Origin of the sequence: Mycobacterium genavense ATCC 51234, from assembly GCF_000526915.1 — a bacterium.
Taxonomy (GTDB): Bacteria; Actinomycetota; Actinomycetes; order Mycobacteriales; family Mycobacteriaceae; genus Mycobacterium; species Mycobacterium genavense.
This window is the reverse complement of sequence record NZ_JAGZ01000001.1, coordinates 81429-98057: the sequence shown is the minus strand read 5'-3', so window position 1 is coordinate 98057 and position 16629 is coordinate 81429. Positions and strand designations below refer to the sequence as shown.

At 65.5% G+C, this 16629-nt stretch carries 16 protein-coding genes, 1 tRNA gene and 2 pseudogenes; 5 read left to right on the top strand and 14 right to left on the bottom strand.

The window, feature by feature from the left end:
* Positions 1-16 precede the first annotated feature (16 nt).
* Positions 17-2268 (bottom strand): annotated as a pseudogene (hypF, locus tag T428_RS24595) (carbamoyltransferase HypF); the annotation flags it as partial.
* A gap of 176 nt (positions 2269-2444) precedes the next feature.
* Between hypF and T428_RS0100395 the strand changes: the two are divergent.
* Both T428_RS0100395 and hypB read left to right on the top strand, forming a co-directional pair.
* On the top strand, positions 2445-2825 hold the full coding sequence (locus tag T428_RS0100395; RefSeq protein WP_025734933.1) for a hydrogenase maturation nickel metallochaperone HypA: 381 nt from the start codon (positions 2445-2447) through the stop codon (positions 2823-2825).
* Positions 2826-3635 carry a hydrogenase nickel incorporation protein HypB gene (gene hypB / locus T428_RS0100390; RefSeq protein ID WP_025734932.1) on the top strand — a complete coding sequence of 270 codons (810 nt, stop codon included), beginning with the start codon at positions 2826-2828 and terminating at the stop codon, positions 3633-3635. It begins immediately after the preceding gene.
* Here the strand turns inward: hypB and T428_RS0100385 are convergent.
* The 3 genes from T428_RS0100385 to T428_RS30820 all read right to left on the bottom strand — a co-directional run bounded on the left by T428_RS0100385 (position 3605) and on the right by T428_RS30820 (position 6317).
* Positions 3605-3907 carry a hypothetical protein gene (locus T428_RS0100385; protein WP_025734931.1) on the bottom strand — a complete coding sequence of 101 codons (303 nt, stop codon included), beginning with the start codon at positions 3905-3907 and terminating at the stop codon, positions 3605-3607. The two genes, hypB and T428_RS0100385, sit on opposite strands and share 31 nt — an antisense overlap.
* A 127-nt stretch (positions 3908-4034) precedes the next feature.
* Positions 4035-5051, bottom strand: a complete 1017-nt coding sequence (locus T428_RS0100380; RefSeq protein WP_025734930.1) for an acyl-ACP desaturase — start codon at positions 5049-5051, stop codon at positions 4035-4037.
* A 783-nt stretch (positions 5052-5834) separates the two neighbouring features.
* Positions 5835-6317 carry a hypothetical protein gene (locus T428_RS30820; protein ID WP_156942810.1) on the bottom strand — a complete coding sequence of 161 codons (483 nt, stop codon included), beginning with the start codon at positions 6315-6317 and terminating at the stop codon, positions 5835-5837.
* Positions 6318-6754: 437 nt separating this feature from the next.
* Between T428_RS30820 and T428_RS0100370 the strand changes: the two genes are divergently transcribed.
* Together T428_RS0100370 and T428_RS0100365 are read left to right on the top strand one after the other, a co-directional pair.
* Entirely contained in the window at positions 6755-7165 is a 411-nt protein-coding gene (locus T428_RS0100370; protein ID WP_025734929.1) for a type II toxin-antitoxin system RelE/ParE family toxin, read from the top strand.
* Positions 7162-7470, top strand: coding sequence for a helix-turn-helix domain-containing protein (locus T428_RS0100365; RefSeq protein WP_025734928.1), 309 nt, complete (start codon positions 7162-7164; stop codon positions 7468-7470). The genes T428_RS0100370 and T428_RS0100365 overlap by 4 nt, the downstream gene beginning before the upstream one ends.
* A gap of 289 nt (positions 7471-7759) precedes the next feature.
* Here the strand turns inward: T428_RS0100365 and T428_RS0100360 are convergent.
* From T428_RS0100360 to T428_RS0100315, 10 genes and pseudogenes are all read right to left on the bottom strand, one after another.
* Positions 7760-7833 (bottom strand) — tRNA-Pro (locus T428_RS0100360).
* Between the two features lie 87 nt (positions 7834-7920).
* The gene (locus T428_RS0100355) at positions 7921-8694 is read right to left on the bottom strand and encodes an IclR family transcriptional regulator (RefSeq protein ID WP_025734927.1); all 774 of its coding nucleotides are present in this window, start codon (positions 8692-8694) and stop codon (positions 7921-7923) included.
* A gap of 1 nt (position 8695) precedes the next feature.
* A pseudogene (locus T428_RS24585) lies at positions 8696-9519 on the bottom strand (cyclase family protein).
* Positions 9520-9535: 16 nt separating this feature from the next.
* Entirely contained in the window at positions 9536-10312 is a 777-nt protein-coding gene (locus T428_RS0100345) for an SDR family NAD(P)-dependent oxidoreductase (protein WP_025734926.1), read from the bottom strand.
* 154 nt (positions 10313-10466) lie between these two features.
* Positions 10467-11870 carry a ribosome biogenesis GTPase Der gene (der, locus tag T428_RS0100340; RefSeq protein ID WP_025734925.1) on the bottom strand — a complete coding sequence of 468 codons (1404 nt, stop codon included), beginning with the start codon at positions 11868-11870 and terminating at the stop codon, positions 10467-10469.
* The gene (gene cmk / locus T428_RS0100335; protein ID WP_025734924.1) at positions 11867-12553 is read right to left on the bottom strand and encodes a (d)CMP kinase; all 687 of its coding nucleotides are present in this window, start codon (positions 12551-12553) and stop codon (positions 11867-11869) included. Before cmk ends, der begins: the two co-directional genes overlap by 4 nt.
* A complete protein-coding gene (locus T428_RS0100330; RefSeq protein ID WP_036466753.1) occupies positions 12550-13293 on the bottom strand; it encodes a pseudouridine synthase in 744 nt (247 codons plus the stop codon). The genes cmk and T428_RS0100330 overlap by 4 nt, the downstream gene beginning before the upstream one ends.
* Positions 13293-13997, bottom strand: a complete 705-nt coding sequence (gene scpB / locus T428_RS0100325) for an SMC-Scp complex subunit ScpB (protein ID WP_025734922.1) — start codon at positions 13995-13997, stop codon at positions 13293-13295. The genes T428_RS0100330 and scpB overlap by 1 nt, the downstream gene beginning before the upstream one ends.
* A complete protein-coding gene (locus T428_RS0100320; protein WP_025734921.1) occupies positions 13997-14800 on the bottom strand; it encodes a segregation/condensation protein A in 804 nt (267 codons plus the stop codon). The genes scpB and T428_RS0100320 overlap by 1 nt, the downstream gene beginning before the upstream one ends.
* On the bottom strand, positions 14797-15663 hold the full coding sequence (locus T428_RS0100315; RefSeq protein WP_025734920.1) for a ParA family protein: 867 nt from the start codon (positions 15661-15663) through the stop codon (positions 14797-14799). The genes T428_RS0100320 and T428_RS0100315 overlap by 4 nt, the downstream gene beginning before the upstream one ends.
* 195 nt (positions 15664-15858) lie before the next feature.
* On the opposite strand from T428_RS0100315, the gene T428_RS0100310 reads away from it, so the two are divergent.
* A complete protein-coding gene (locus T428_RS0100310; protein ID WP_036466749.1) occupies positions 15859-16608 on the top strand; it encodes an O-methyltransferase in 750 nt (249 codons plus the stop codon).
* The last annotated feature ends 21 nt before the right edge of the window (positions 16609-16629 follow it).

Sequence of the window (16629 nt, the reverse complement as noted above, 5' to 3'; positions counted from 1 at the left end):
CCCTTTCCTGCCGGCGTGCTCCGATCACGGCCTGGCCCAGCGCCAGACCACCGTCGTTGCACGGCAATACCGCATGAGTGAGCACCTCGAAGCCGTTGCGCACCAACTCTTTACGAATCCCGTCGCGCAGCAGCCGATTCACGAACACGCCGCCGGTCAGCCCGATGGTGCCGATGCCCGACGCGTGCCGGCACACCGCCTGTGCGGTGGCCCTGACGACCGCGTCGTGAAAGCCCGCGGCCAGGTCGGCCCGTGCCGTGCCGGCGCGCAGGCCACGCACCAGCTCGGTGATCAACGGCGTCGGATCCAGTACGCCTGCGGTCACCTCGAAATCCATCAGTGCCGGTTCACCACGACGGGCCAGGTGCTCGAGACGGCCGCCTGCCCCTCGTAGGTCACCTCCTGGCACACGCCGAGCAGGCTGGCCACCGCGTCGAACAAGCGACCCAGCTGGTCGTCTCGACGCATCCGATGCCGCGCGGAATCTGCTGTTCGAGAACGTGTCTCGCGTGCGCGCCGAGGCTCCCGACCGCCGGGATGTCCGGTGCCCATTCGATTTCCGCGCGGTGCAGCAGGTCCAGGGCGATCCGGCCCGGGTGGCGTACCGCGCCGTCACCGCCGGGCAAGGCGAACGCCTTGAGGTGTGCCACCCGGGTGAAGCTGGCCGGTTCGGTGAGCATCAGGAGCTCGCCGCCCCAGATGGTGCCGTCGGTGCCGTAGCCGGAGCCATCGAAGGCAACGGCGAGCATTGGCGAGCCGAGCCGGCCATGCTCGGCCATCAGCGACACCGCGTGGGCGTGGTGGTGCTGCACCTGCAGCACCGGCAGCTCCTGCCGCCTTGCCCAGTGGGTCGTGGCGTAGCCCGGGTGCAGATCGCAGACGACGAGTCGCGGTCGGCAGTCGGTCATGAAAGCGAGGTGACGTTCGGCTGATTCGAAGCAACTCTGGGTGCGCGGGTCGGCCATGTCACGCAGGTGCGACGACATGTGCGCCCGCCCGTCGGACGACAGCAGGCAGAACGTGGTCTTGAGGTCGCCGCCGGTCGCTAGGATCACGCTGGCGTCCGACGGCGCGGGCGTTGCTACCGGGAGCGGCGCATAGCCGCGGGAACGCCGGATCGGCACCACGGCGCCGGCGCCGTCAACGGTCAAGACGGAGTCTTCGCATGGCACATGGATGTGCCGGTCGTGGGTGAGCACCACGTCCGCCAAGCCGTCGATCCAATTCAAGTCGCAATCGCGGAAGACGATCGGGGAACCGTTGTCGTTGGCGGAGGTCATCACCAGAGGCGTCGACCCCAGCCGGTCGAAGAGCAGATGGTGCACGGGCGAATACGCCAGCATCACACCGATTTCCGACAGCGCCGGTGCCACGCCGGTCAAGCCGGAGCCGTCACGGGCCGGCAGCAAGACGATCGGTGCGGCCGGTGACTGCAGCAGTTGCGCGCCGGTCGCGTCGATATGACACAGGTTTTGAGCCGCAGCGAGGTCTGCGACCATCACGGCGAAGGGTTTGGCGAGCCTGCTTTTTCGGCGGCGCAGTTCGGCAACCGTCGCGGGATTGTCCGCACGGCAGGCGAGGTGGAATCCGCCGATGCCCTTGATCGCGACGATGTAGCCGTCCTCGATCGCCCGCGCGGCGGCCCCGAGCGGATCGCGGCCGCCGCCGGGGCCACGCCAGGACAGGGTCGGTCCGCAGTCGTTGCAGGCGATCGTTTGGGCGTGGAAGCGACGGTCGGCGGGATCGTGGTATTCGGCCGAGCACGCCGCGCACATCGGAAACTGCGCCATCGTGATCGAGGGCCGGTCGTACGGCAGGTCGGTGATCACCGTGTAGCGCGGGCCGCAGTTGGTGCAGGTGATGAAGGGGTGCCCGTAGCGGCGGTCGCGGGGGTCGCGCATCTCACGTAGGCAGTCGGCACAGGCGGCGATGTCGGGCGGCACCAGGGTGCGGCGGTCGTCGTCTGTTCGACTGGCGACGATCCGGAAACCGGATTCGCCGTTGGGCCGCCGCTGGCGGGCTTCGATGGCATCGATGCGCGCCATCGGCGGGTGGTCGGCGCTCAGCGCCGATACCGCCGCTGCGACGGCGTCGGGAGCACCCTGCGAACTCGCAGTGCACAGCGCCGGAGTCGTTGTACACGCAACCGGCAAGCCCATGACGTGCAGCGATGCGTGCGACGGCGGGTCGAAATCCCACGCCCTGGACGACGCCCGCGATATCCAGCCGCAACCGCACACTGGTAACCTCGCTACGCCGACTGCCCATCACGAACCTCCTGAGCAGCAAGGACCCCCGGTGCCGGGTGGGCTGTGGCACGGGCGGTCAAGCTCAGGCTAGACCGCACCCCATGTGCCGACAATCACAATTTCGCACACAAAGTCTGCGTTTTTCCGCACCTTGTTTTCGCCACACCGTTGAGCCCCGCGAGGCAGCATGGTGTAGTGCACGAGCTGTCGCTATGCCATGCCATTGCCGGGGTGGTGAAGCCCCACGCGCAGGGGCGCCACGTCGACGTGGTCCGGGTCCAGGTCGGCGCGCTGCGCCAGGTGGTTCCGGAATCGCTGGAATTCTGTTGGTCGTTGGTGTGTCAGCATCTGGACGAGAACATGGTCGACACCGTGCTGGATCTCGAACTCGTGCCCGCCGAGGTGTTCTGCCGCGCCTGTGCGCAGCGGGCGCAGATCACGTCCCGGTGGTCGGTGTGCTGCCCGGCGTGCCAGAGCGCGGAGGTTGACTTGTTGCGCGGCAACGAGTTTCTGGTCACCTCGGTCGAGATGTCCGAGGGCTTTACGCACGAAGCCGGCTCACGAAAGGTCAAGTGAATGGCACGATTTCACCGTCACGACAACGGCACCGTGCACAGCCACGATCACGGCGACGACCGTCACGAGCACGGCGACCACAGTGGCTATGCCACCAGCTCACAGCGCATCGACGTACTGGAGGCGATCTTCGCCGAGAACGACTCTCGCGCTGACATCAACCGGCGCGCGTTCGATGACCACCGCGTGCGCGCCCTGAACCTGATGAGCTCGCCGGGATCCGACAAGACCACCATCCTGGTGGCAACGCTGGACGCGCTGGCCGGCGAACTGGCCGTCGGCGTGATCGAGGGCGACATCGCCACCGACCTCGACGCCGCCAAACTCGCCGGGCGTGGCGCCCAGGTGTCACTGCTGAACACCAGCAACGGGTTCGGCGGCGAATGCCACCTGGACGCCCCGATGGTCAACCGCGCGCTGCAGGGACTGCACCTGCCCGATCTGGACCTGGTCATCATCGAGAACGTCGGCAACCTGGTCTGTCCGGCCGAATTCGACGTCGGCGAGCACGCCAAGGCGATGGTCTACTCGGTCACCGAGGGCGAAGACAAGCCGCTGAAGTATCCGGTGATGTTCCGCTCGGTCGACGTCGTGCTGCTCAACAAGGTCGACCTGGTCCCGCACCTCGACGCCGACATCGACAGCTACATCGACCATGTCCGCCAGGTGATTTCGACGGCCACCATTCTTCCGCTGAGCGCGCGCACCGGCGACGGCATGTCGCACTGGTTTGATTGGCTGCGCCAGTTCGCCGCTACCGGAAGCGGGCTTCCCCTGCCCTACAGCACGCCGGGACGGCGCGTGGAATAGGTTGAAAGCCAACGTCTTTCAACTCTCATCGCCCGCCGATGCTTGAGCACGAGCCAGATCAAACCAGCAACGATGGTCGCTACTCCGACGACAACAAGCGTCAGTGTCCAGTCTTGGACGCGGTACGCCGCCGCGGCGACGCCGCCAACCAGGGCGGCCACGCCCAGGACTAGCGCGCTCATTCCCGACCAACACAGGCGATCTATGAAGAACTCGCCGGCATACGGGCACGTGGTGCGGAAATAATCGGTCCGATCCGCGGTGTCGCCCATGGCTTCTACTCAGTAGCGCTGAGCCGAAGCTACTTTCGACCACTCAATCCACCGTCCCCCTTATGGGTGATCCGCGATGGGATTCCGGCATCGGGGCCACTGAGCTTTCCGGGTCGTTGCCGCCCATTCAGTGCCCGCTCAACGTCAGCGTGCCCTTCGTTTCAAGCACCCTGCTGGCGATGATTTTCTCCGTCTTACGAGCCTCACGCTCCAGGTAGCGCTGCTTGGACTCGTTGAACTTGTCGGAGGCTTCCTCGAACTCCTTGACCAGCACAGCGAGGTCGTCGCGCATCCTTGCGCCCTCGCCGGTGAAGTCTTCGCGTTCGAAGATGCGCCACTTCTTGAGCACGGGCATGACCACATCGTCGAGATGGATTCGCGGGTCGTAAATGCCGCCGACGGCGATGATCACCGCCTTGCGGCGAAACTCCGGCACCGTGAAGCCGGGCATCTTGAAGTTGCGCAGGATTCGATGCACCGACTTGATCGCTTGATTGGGCGCGATGTCCAGGCCCGCGGCGCTGACATCCCGGTAAAAAATCATGTGCAGGTTCTCGTCGTGCGACACCCTCGCCATCAACTGCTCGGCGATCGTGTCGTTGCTGGCTTTGCCCGTATTGCGGTGCGAAACGCGGGTAGCCAGTTCCTGAAACGAGACATACATGACCGAATCGAAGAGACTATCAGCAAACAGATTCCCCTGCCGGTTCTGGCCGGGGCTGAAGCCACGCGTAATTTGCTCGACGCGGAGCCTTTCCAGCTGTACCGGATCGACGGAGCGGGTGACCACCAGGTAGTCGCGCAGCGCGATGCTGTGCCGGGTCTCTTCCGCGGTCCACCGATTCACCCACTGGCCCCACGGGCCGTCCATGCCGAAGTTCATCGCGATCTCACGGTGATAGGATGGCAAGTTGTCCTCGGTCAGCAGGTTTTGGACCATCGCCACTCGGGCGACATCCGGAAGCTGGGTCTGTCCGGGCTCCCAATCTTGGCCGTCCAGCGCATAGAAGTTCCGACCGTCCGACCATGGCACGTAGTCGTGCGGGTTCCACTCCTTGAACATCGCGAGATGACGGTTGAGCAGCCGTTCGACTACCGGCTCGAGTTCAGTGAGTAGCTGTACGTTGGTCAATTCCTTGGACACGTAACCCTCCCAGTTACCTGCGGCTAACACCGTTCACCACGTATATGTGTCACGCGGTTACATTAAGATGACACGAGCCTGCAGGGAGGAAATAGGGTCCAAAGTCCTCACGACCGCCGGAGTGAACGATGGGATTGCGTCGCTGCCGCAGGGGCACAGTGCATTTCGCGTAACGGGTGGCGTGATGCCCGCCGATGCGCGATTCCGCTCAGCCTTGGGTTCGTTCGGCCGGGTGGCCAGCTAGGTGTTTCAAGAAGAGTGCTGGAGAACGTTTCCCCAGGTCGCGAACCGTCCCACGGTCCGGAGCGACGGCACCAACTCGCACTCATTTGTACGTACATTCGCCGTACAATCGGATACAACGCAAGTGCACGGAGAGCGGGTTTGTCCGCTGCCGAAGGTCGCACGACTGCTTTCACGCCGCGTTCTTCCCCAGGCGAACCTGTGCGCAGGCATGCTCGAAAGTCGCCCATTTTCGGGTCGTGGGCCGTTCTCCTGTTCGAAAGACCGCAAGCTCGCCGACGTTCAGATCCGACCCTACGGCGCCCAACATGGTGGCAAGGCTCCTTAGTTGGCCTGCCGGGCTATCCGCGTAGCCTTCGTAAACCCTTCGGCGAAGCCATGATTCGGCGACTGTAATTCCCGAGGCAATGTCGAGTTCAGGCGCGGTGATGCTCGGGCCGCACCGAAGGAGGTGTTCCTCGTAGCAATCATCCCAGCGCTCGATGCGCCACCCTGGCCATAGCTCGGGCAGCCACCGGAACAGTCCTGGCTCTGGATTGGTCAGCCAAATCCCCAGTGTCTTTTCAGGTACGTCAACGTGGATGCCGCTTTCTGAACGTGGATGCCGCTTTCTGGAAGTATGCCCAACTTCAGGGCGGTTTGGCCGGGGCCGGGCAGTTTCTCTAGTAGTTGTGGACCGTGCCAGGCTGCGCTACTGCCCCACCGCAATGGCCACCCACGCAATGTTGTGTCCGCGCCGACCACGGTCAGGAGGTGATGCAAGTGGGTAGTGTCCTTGGCCAGGACCAGCTCAGGCTGAAAATGATTGTTGTGCAACGGTGTATCGTGATCAACGTAAGCAGCGATTTCGGCTGTCGCATCGTATGCCCACGAAATTGAATAGCCCGGCCACAGGATCGTCAGCACTTCAAACATCGCGCGGCGCTCGTTCATCGTTGACATAAGTTCCTCGCCGAAAAGCAGGAGCTTATGCTCGACGAGATCGTCATTCGGCAAACGTCGGCTGACTGGAATCAGGCGCACACATCAAGGCCGCGGCCGACGTGCTCGACCACGCGTCAATCAGCATCACTGACGATCTTTACGGGCACACCAGCAACGACGCCGCGAGGGCCGCGGTGAAAGGACTCGGCAATGCGCTCAGATGTGATGGCGGTATACAAAGGCGGCCGGGCATAAAAAAGACGGCTCCCGAACCGCGAAAACTACCTCTGAGCTGCGTCGGGCTGACCGGATCTGAGCCCTGCGACCACTTGACCCCCAGGAAGTGGGGATAGCGCGTTTGCCCAGTTCGTTGGCGGTTTTCCCGGGTCAAGCGCGATACGTGGCGTTCACGAATGCGCACGTCGTTCGGTGACGCGCTCAACGTGCGGTCCCCGGATGGTCCCCACGACCTGCTCGCGACAGCCTCAGGGAATCATCTCTAGCTGATATCAGTTAAAGCTGATATTGTGTTCTCTGTGCGGAAATGGGAGGTCGATCTGACTCTCATCGAAGCATGGATCAACGCCCTCGATGACGAGGAATACGACAACGTGATTGCCGCTCTTGAGCAGTTGGAGGAACACGGACCGGTCACACGCCGGCCGTTCGTGGACAGCCTCGAAGGCTCAGAGCACCCGAACATGAAGGAGCTTCGGCCTCGCGCTACGAAAGACGGAGCCCACATACGAGTGTTCTTCGCGTTCGACCTCCAGTCTCGGGCGATCATGCTGGTCGCCGGGGACAAGGCAGGAAATTGGACGAAGTGGTATGCGACGATTATTCCCATCGCCGATCGCCTCTTCACCGCACACCAACAGAAGCTGTTGAAGGAGGCTGAAGCGGCCAAAGCCGCCAAGCCGAAGCTACGAAAGGGGAAGAAACGATGACCACGCTTGATGATCTTCGACGTCGCCGTCCGGGCAACCGCGCCCGCATCGACGCAATCAAGGACGAGATGGATCGCGAGGTTGCGCAGTACCGTCTCCGTGAACTGCGTGAAGACGCTGGTTACACCCAGACCTCTCTTGCAGCAGCCATCGGCGTCGGACAAAATCGCGTATCTCAAATGGAGCACGGGAATCTGGGCACCAGCCGGGTCGATACCCTCCGGAAGTACGTCGAGGCCACCGGCGGCGAGCTGGAAGTGGCGGTGAAGCGTCCCGACGGCTCTCGCGTCCTTCTCAGCCTTTGATACTGCCGCGCCGACCGTCGTCGTCGCTTAACGTGGCGCTGAACCGCCGCTGCCGGGAGGCCGCCTTGTCAGGGACCATATCCGTCAACATTGGAGTTGTGAAGCATCCTTGAGGAAGCGACCCGTCTACCGGGAAAGACCGACAGGGGCGGCGGAGTGATCACTCCCCGGGGTGACCCTCTAATGTCCGCAGCGAGTCGCAAGTGGTCCCCAGCTGCGCGTCATCTAATCCTGGCGGAATCGCGTCAACATAGGTCAGAGCACTTTTTGCTCTGCCGGGCTGACAGTGTCGGGCTGACAGGATTTGAACCTGCGACCACTTGACCCCCAGTCAAGTGCGCTACCAAACTGCGCCACAGCCCGTGTGCCGATGAGTCCACCGGCAGCAGGTCGACAGCCTACCGTAGCCGCGGCCCCAGGCCGCCATTGCCTCGCTGACTTGCGTGTCTCCTAATCGCCCGGCTTCGCAAACCAGGCGTCGACCTTTTCTATCCAGGCCAGCAGCGCCTGGGCGAGCTCGGCTTCGCGGCGGTAGAAGCGCTGCGCAGGGACGGGCACGCTGACCGCGACCGCCTCGTCGCTGCCACGTTTTAATACCGCACCTACCGCGCAGATGCCCTCGCTCTGCTCTTCGCGGTCATACGCGATGCCCCCGGTCCGGACGCTCTCCAGCTCCTTGCGCAACGCCGCCGGCGTCGTGATCGTGTTCGCGGTGAGCCTGGCGAGTCGGCTCGGCAGGGCTCGGGCCTGCTCGTCGGCCGACAGGGTGGCCAGCAAGGCCTTGCCGTTGGCGCAGCAGTGCAGCGGAAACGACTCGCCGACCGCGCTGATGGCCCGCAGGCGGTGTGGGGAGACGACCTCGTCGACGAAGGTCGCGCGATCACCGTCCAGGATCGACAGGTCGACGGTCTCCTCCATTTCGCGGGACAGCTCCTCGATGAACGGGTGCACGTCGAACACGACGCTGCGGCGAACGGTGGTAGCCATACGGGCGATCTCGGGACCCAGTCGATAGCGACCCCGCGCCGCGCGCGCGGCCACCAGGCCTTCGTCGTCAAGCGCGTTGAGGATCCGGCTCACGGTCGAGCGCGCCATGCCCAGCCGCTCGCCAATCTCGGCCTGGCTCAGCCCACCGGGGTGCGCCTGCAGCAGGCGCAACATTTCGGCCGCGCGGGCGATGACCTGAATTCCGCTGCCGCGGGCCTCATCTGAGTCGACGGTCACCTCAGCTCCCGGTCTCGATGCGGTAGCTGCCCGTGGATCGAGGATCGCCACCAAACGCACGATACAGCCGTCGCCGCCGACCCACCGCCACGGGTACGCCGAGAAGGTGACCCGCTTGCCGGTGACCTTGTCCAAGTCGCCACCCACATTCTCGAAGCCGTAGATGCCTTTGGACAGAATCGCCCGGTGGCACGGCTCCCACTCCGGGAAGTCGTCGAGCACATTTCGACCGGTGTGCTTCTCGTATTCCGTTACTGCCCAGGGCAATAACCCACCCGTATACTCGGCCGGACCATGCGGAGCGATCGCGATGGCCATCGGATGGTCCAACGCCTGGGTGTCCGTACCGACGGCTTTGACGCCCTTGGCGGCGAACCACTCCCCGGCGTCTTTGTAGAAACCCGGCGAGTAGGCGTAATACTCGGCACCATCGGCGTAGGTGTGATGCCAGCCGGTGTTGACGATCACGATGTCACCGGGCCGGATCTCGGGCGTGGCCTGCTCCAAGTCCTCGGCGGTGACGACCTCCCACTTCGTTTTCGGGATCGACACCACCACCCCGGTGCCGAAGAACGCGCTCAGCGGGATCTCGTGCAGCAGCGGCGTGCCTTCGATGACGTGGCCGGGAGCATCGATGTGCGTGCCGGAATGCATGACGGTAGTGACCTTTTGGGTCAGCACCCGGCTTTTGGCCATGGTGTGCAGCCGTTCGATCTTCACGTCCTCGAAGTACGGCCAGGCCGGCACGCCATGACCCCACGGATGCGACAGATCGTAGAATTCCAGCTTCGCTTCGGCTTTGCCCAGCGGCCAGGCCATGGTCACGACGGTTCCTTTCGGGTCAGCATGCCGTGTACCCGCCATCCAGGTACATCACCTGGCCGGTGTAGAAACTCGATGCGTCGCTGAGCAGATAGATCAGCGCGCCGACGAAGTTTTCCGGTTCGGCGAAGCGGCGCAACGGGATTCGGGCGAACATCGCCTCGCGGGTTTCGCGGCCCCTTTCGTCGTCGGCGTACATCCATTCGGTCAACTCCGATCGGAAAACCGTGGGCGCCAAGGCATTTACCCGAATGCCCTGTGGGCCCCACTCGGCGGCCAAAGACTTGGCCAGCAAGTCGGTCGCCGCCTTCGACGGGCAGTAGGCGCTGTAACCGGCGGCATGGCCGAGGCTGCCGCGCACCGAGGAAACCAGCACGACGCTGCCGCCCCCGCCCTGCCGCAGCAGCACCCGCCCGGCGGCCTGACACACCAGCCAGGCGCCGCGCGCGTTCGCCTTCATCACGTCGTCGAAATCCTCGACGCCCATCTCGGTGATGGGTGCGACGTGGTTCATGCCCGAAGCGACCAAGACGCCGTCGAGCCGACCGTGCTTGGCCACGGCCGCGGCGACCATGGCCTGCGCATCGGCCGGCGTCTCGGGCCGACGGACCACGACGGCCAGGTCGTGACGGCCGGTCTCGTCTACCAGCTCGGCCAGTCGCTCGGTGTTGCCGCCGGGCAGCGTCAGCCGGGCCCCGGCGTCGGCCAGGGCCCTGGTCGCCGCGCTGCCCAGGGATCCGGTCGCCCCGGTGATCAGGATCAACTTGTCCTGCACGCTGAACCGCGCCGCGCTCACTAGTCCTCCGATATATTCCTGCGATACGGGTAGTTTCCCCCGGTATGCGAGAGAACATCAGCATGAATCCCGCAGCACCACGCTGGGTGTGTATCCAGGGTGGCGAGTGTGGCCGGAGGGCGGCCTGGGTTCACACTCGCCGCAAGACCGGATGTCAGCGGCGCTTGGCGGTCCCGCGCTTTTCGCGCACCCGCACATTGATGCGGATCGGGCTGCCGTCGAATCCGAACGTCTCGCGCAACCGCCGTTCCAGGAAGCGCCGGTAGCCAGCCTCTAGAAAACCGGTGGTGAACAGGACGAACGTCGGCGGCCGGATGGCGGCCTGAGTGGCGAACAGAATGCGGGGCTGCTTGCCGCCGCGCACCGGAGGCGGCGTGGCCGCGACGACCTCCTTGAGCCAGGTGTTCAGCGGGCCGGTGGCAATCCTCGCGTCCCACGACGCCAGCGCGGTCTTCATCGCCGGCACCAGCTTCTGCACGGCCCGCCCCGTCTTGGCGGAGATGTTCACCCGTGCCGCCCACTGCAGCTGCAACAGCTCGCGGTCGATCTCGCGGTCCAGCAGCTCGCGCCGGTCCTCGTCGACCAGATCCCATTTGTTGAAGGCCAGCACCAGCGCCCGGCCGGCCTCGATCACCATGGACAGCACCCGCTGGTCTTGCTCGGTCAGCGGCTGCGAGGCGTCGATCAAAACCAGCACCACCTCGGCGGCATCGATGGCCGAGTGCGTACGCACCGACGCATAGAACTCGTGCCCGCTGGCCTGTCCGACCTTGCGCCGCAGACCCGCGGTGTCGACGAATCGCCAGACCTTGCCGCCCAATTCGATCAGCGAGTCCACCGGGTCCACGGTGGTTCCGGCGACGTCGTGCACCACCGAGCGCTCGTCGCCGGCCAGCTTGTTGAGCAGCGAGCTCTTTCCGACGTTGGGCTTGCCGACCAGCGCCACCCTTCGAGGCCCGCCGACCGCGGGCGCTGCCTCGGACACCTCGGCCAATACGGCCAGCACCTCGTCGAGCAGATCGGCCACGCCGCGACCGTGGATCGCGCTGATCGGATGCGGCTCGCCCAGACCCAGCGACCACAGCTCGGCCGCGTCGGATTCGACCTTCTCGCTGTCAACCTTGTTGGCGGCCAGGAAAACTGGCTTGCCGGAGCGCAGCAGGATGCGGGCGGCGGCCTCGTCGGCACTGGTCGCCCCGACCGTCGCGTCGACCACCAGGATGATCGCGTCGGCGGTACGCATCGCCACCGACGCCTGTTCGGCGACCAGCTGCTGCAAGCCCTTGGCGTCGGGCTCCCATCCCCCGGTGTCCTGGACGACGAACCGGCGTCCGGTCCACAGCGCGTCGTAGGAGACCCGGTCGCGGGTCACGCCGGGAACGTCCTGCACGACCGCTTCCCGCCGGCCCAGGATCCGGTTGACCAACGTCGACTTGCCGACGTTGGGTCGGCCGACGATTGCGACCACCGGCGCGGGACCGGGCTCGTCGAAGTCTCCCGATCCGGAATCGGCTATTTCCCAATCGCTTTCGTCGGACCAGGTGCCGTCCTGAGTCACCGCACCGCCTCGCCTCGCTGCCGGACCAATTCCAGCAGGTGATCGATCACCTGGGCCTCGGTCATGTCGCTGGTGTCGACGGTCACCGCATCGGGCGCCGGGCGCAGCGGCGACAACGCGCGGGTGGAATCGAGATGATCGCGGCGGCGCACGTCGGCCAGCACGCCGTCGTAATCGTCGGGCAGGCCCGCCGCGACGTTCTGATCGTTGCGGCGCCGGGCCCGGGTCTCGGCCGACGCCGTCAAGAAGATCTTCACCGGCGCGTCGGGCAAGACCACCGTCCCGATGTCGCGGCCCTCGACGACGACATTGCCCGGCCCCTTAGCCATTTCGCGCTGCAGAGCGACCAGCCGGGTCCGCACCGCGGCAACCGACGACACCGCCGACACCGCTCCGGTGACCTGGTCGCCGCGGATCTCGGCCGAGACATCCTCTCCGCCGAGGAAATAACGGTCCCCGTCGGGGCGGTAGTCGACCGACATCTGCACCGTCTCGGCAACGCGCGCGACCGCATCCGCATCGGCCGGGTCGATCCCGTGGCGCAAGACGGCCAGCGTCACCATCCGGTACATGCCTCCGGTGTCCAGGTAGCGCGCACCCAGAGCCTTGGCCAACCCCTTTGACACCGAGGACTTTCCGGTTCCCGCCGGGCCGTCGATCGCTACCACGATGCCGCCCGTCACAGGCCAACCGCTTTGTACAGCTGGCCGATCTCACCCTGGCTCAACGCCCGGATATGGCCCGGGCGCTGCTTGCCCAGCGAAACCCCGCCGATGTCGGTGCGCACCAGCGCCTCCACCGGGAAACCGACCGCCGCCAGCATCCGGCGCACAATCCGATTGCGGCCTTCGTGCAATGTCAACCGCACCAGCGTCTTTCCGGGAATCGCGTCGACCACAGCAAAATCGTCGACCCGCGCCGGGCCGTCCTCCAACTCAACACCGGCCCGCAACTGCTTGCCCAGCCCGCGCGGTACCGTGCCGGTGACCGTCGCCAGATACGTCTTGGGCACTTCGTGCGAGGGATGCATCAACCGGTGTGCCAGCTCACCGTCGTTGGTGAGCAGGATCAGGCCCTCGGTGTCCGCATCGAGTCGCCCCACGTGAAAGAGCTTCTTGTTGCCCCGCACTCGCCGCTCGACCAGATCGCCGATGCACGGCCGGCCGCGATCGTCGGACATCGTCGAATGCATGCCACGTGGCTTGTTCAACGCCAGATACACCTGCGTCTCGTCGACGGCGATTCGAGCGCCGTCGACTCGAATCACCGACGCATCGGGATCGACCCGGGTGCCCAGTTCGGTCACCACCTGACCGTCCACCTCGACGCGCCCCTCGACGATCAATTTCTCGGCCGCCCGACGCGACGCAATTCCGGCCTGGGACAACACTTTTTGCAGCCGGATCCCTTGATCGTCGGCCATCAATCCTGGTCCACGTCAAACGACAACGACTGTTCGGGCGTCTGGCCACCCGACAGCTTGATGAAACGTGGCTCGCTGTCCAGGGATTCGCTCAGATCCTCAATCGTGTCGACGTCGGGAAGCAGCGGTGCGATATCGGGCAAATCGGCCAGCGACTCCAGGCCCAGGCGTTCCAGGAACAACTCCGTGGTCGCGAACGTGGCGGCACCACTGTCCTCGTCGACGCCGGCCTCGGTGATCAGACCGCGCGCCAACAACGTTCGCATGACGGCATCCACGTTGACCCCGCGGACCGCGCTGACCCGCGCGCGGGTCACCGGCTGGCGGTAGGCCACCACGGCCAGGGTCTCCAGCGCTGCCCGGGTGAGCTTGGAGCGCGCGCCATCCAACAGCAGCTTCTCCACATACGGCGCATACCGAGCCCGGGTGTACATCCGCCACCCCTCACCGGTCTTACGCAGGTCGATGCCGCTGTCGCGGGCGGCGAGTTCCTCGGACATCGCCTTCAGCTTGGCGGCGATGCGGTAGACGGGTTGCTCGGTGGCCGCGGCCAGCGCTTCGTAGGTGACCGGGGTATCGACCACCAACAGCAGCGCCTCCAGCACGGACCCGAGTTCCTCGGGGTCCATCGGCACGACCTCGGCGATATCCGGGAGGCCACCGTCGGGATCGCCAAGATCGAGGTCGGGCAGGTCTTCGGTCATTACTCGTCCCGTATCTCGGTGCTCGGACGCTCGCCGGTCCACGAAATCTGGAGCACGCCGAGCGGCTCCGACTGGTCGAATGCTACCGCCCGGGACCGATACAGCTCGAGCAGCGCCAGGAACCGCCCCACCACCTCCATCGGTACCTCGCAGTCGGCGACCAGCTCGGAAAACGTGGCCCATTGCCCGCGACCGCGCGCTTCGAGCATCGACAGCAGCTTCTGGGCCTGCTCGGGCACCGAGACCTTGAGCTCGTGCAGGTGGCCGATGGCCACCGTTGGCACCGGCCGCGGCGTGAACGCGACCGCGGCGATCTCGGCGAAGCGTTGCGCGTCGACACCGATCATCACCTCGGGCAGCAGTTCGGTGAACCGGTCCTCCAGCGACACCGCGCGCGGGTAGCTGCGCAGTGCGGTCGCTTCCAGCTCGGCGAACATCTCCGCGACGTGCTTGAACGCGCGGTACTGCAACAGCCGGGCGAACAGCAGGTCGCGCACCTCGAGCAGCGCGAGGTCTTCTTCGTCGTCGATCTGCCCGGCCGGCAGCAGCCGGGCAGCCTTGAGATCCAGCAGGGTCGCGGCGACCACGAGGAACGCGGTGGTCTCCTCCAGATCCAGCTGGGCGCCGATCTCGCGGGTGTAGGCGATAAAGTCGTCGGTGACCTGGTGCAGCGCCACCTCGGTGACGTCGAGCCGATGCGCGAAGATCAGCTGCAGCAGCAGGTCGAACGGCCCCTCGAAGTTGGTGAGGCGGACCTGGAAGCCGGTCTGCGGCGGCGCCTCACCATTAGCTGTGTCGTTCACGCGCCGAATCGGTCGATGAACTCGCGGGCCAGCGCGCGATAGGCGATGGCGCCCGTCGACTTCGGCGCCCAGGTGGTGATCGGTTCGCCGGCCACACTGGTCTCCGGGAAACGCACGGTCCGGGTGATCACCGTGTCGAACACCAGGTCACCGAAGCGCTCCACGACGCGGGCCATCACCTCGCGGGCGTTGACGGTGCGCGGGTCGTAGCGGGTCAGCAGGATGCCGCTGATCTCGAGCTTCGGGTTGAGGCGGTCACGCACCTTGTCGACGGTATCGGTGAGCAGCGCCAGGCCGCGCAGCGAGAAGAACTCGCACTCGGTGGGGATGACGACGCCGTCGGAGCAGGCCAGCCCGTTGACGGTGAGCAGGCCCAGCGACGGCTGGCAGTCGATCAGCACGTAGTCGTAGCGGTCCAGCACCGGGTGCAGCGCCCGGCCCAGCGTCTGCTCCCGCCCCACCTCGTTGACCAGTTGTATCTCGGCGGCCGACAGGTCGATGTTGCTGGGCACCAGGTCCAGATGCTTGACCCGGGTGGACAGCAGCACGTCTTCGATCGAGACCCGCGGCTCCACCAGCACGTTGTGAATGGTCTTCTCCAGGTCGTAATGCGGGACGCCCAGGCCCGCCGACAGCGCACCCTGCGGGTCCATGTCCACCAGCAGCACCCGCCGGCCGTACTCGGCGAGCGCGGCGCCCAGGTTGATCGTGGACGTGGTTTTCCCGACGCCGCCCTTCTGGTTACACATCGCAATAACCTTGGCCGGGCCGTGCGACGTGCGCGGCTGCGGTTCCGGGATCGCCCGCGGCGGACGCCCCGTCAAGCCGATCTCGACGGCGTCGTCCGGGTGCTCGGTCGTCATGCCCGGGGTGTTGCGGAGGTGAACATCGTCGGAAAGTCTAACGGGTAGGCGCGCGTAAACCGGGCGACCCGCAGGCGAGATAACCAGGGAATATGGGCAATTCGCGCGGTCAGCGCCCGCCGGGGCGTCCAGAGTTAACTTCAGTCACACCAGCAACATTCGGCGCACGCCGGGCCGGGTCTAGGGTAGGTGGCTATGGACCTCAAACGACGGGTACCGCTGCTGCGGTGGTCGGTGTGGCGGATGGCTGCCGGAATTCACAACATCAGCACGACGGGCCAGATCGGCGACGGGCGCGAGGCGGCCGCGGTCGACTACGTCGTCAACAATGCCCGCGCTGGTGACATCGACGACGTGCTGGCCACCATCGACAAGTTCGCCTACGAAAAGGCGATCCTGATCAACGTCGGCGACGAGAAGGGCTTGCTGCTCGACACCGCCGTGCGGCGGGCCGATCCCGCGCTCGCGCTGGAGCTGGGTACCTACTGCGGCTACGGCGCGCTGCGGATCGCCCGGGCCGCGCCGAACGCCAAGGTGTTCTCCGTCGAACTCGCCGAGGCCAACGCCGTCAACGCCCGGCGGATCTGGGCGCATGCCGGTGTCGCCGACCGGGTGACGTGTGTGGTGGGCACGATCGGCGACGGCGGGCGCACGCTCGACGCGCTGGCGGGGCACGGATTCACTTCTGGCGCACTCGATTTCCTGTTCGTCGACCACGACAAGGCCGCCTACCTCGACGACCTGCTGAGCATCATGGACCGGGGCTGGCTGCACCAGGGCTCGATCGCGGTCGCCGACAACGTGCGGGTGCCGGGCGCTCCGAAGTACCGCGAGTACATGCGTCAGCAGCAGGGCAAGCTGTGGAACACCGTCGAGCACAAGGCTCACCTGGAATACCAGTCGATGGTGTACGACCTGGTGCTCGAGTCCGACTTTTTGGGTTGACCACCGCCCGCCGAACGTCGA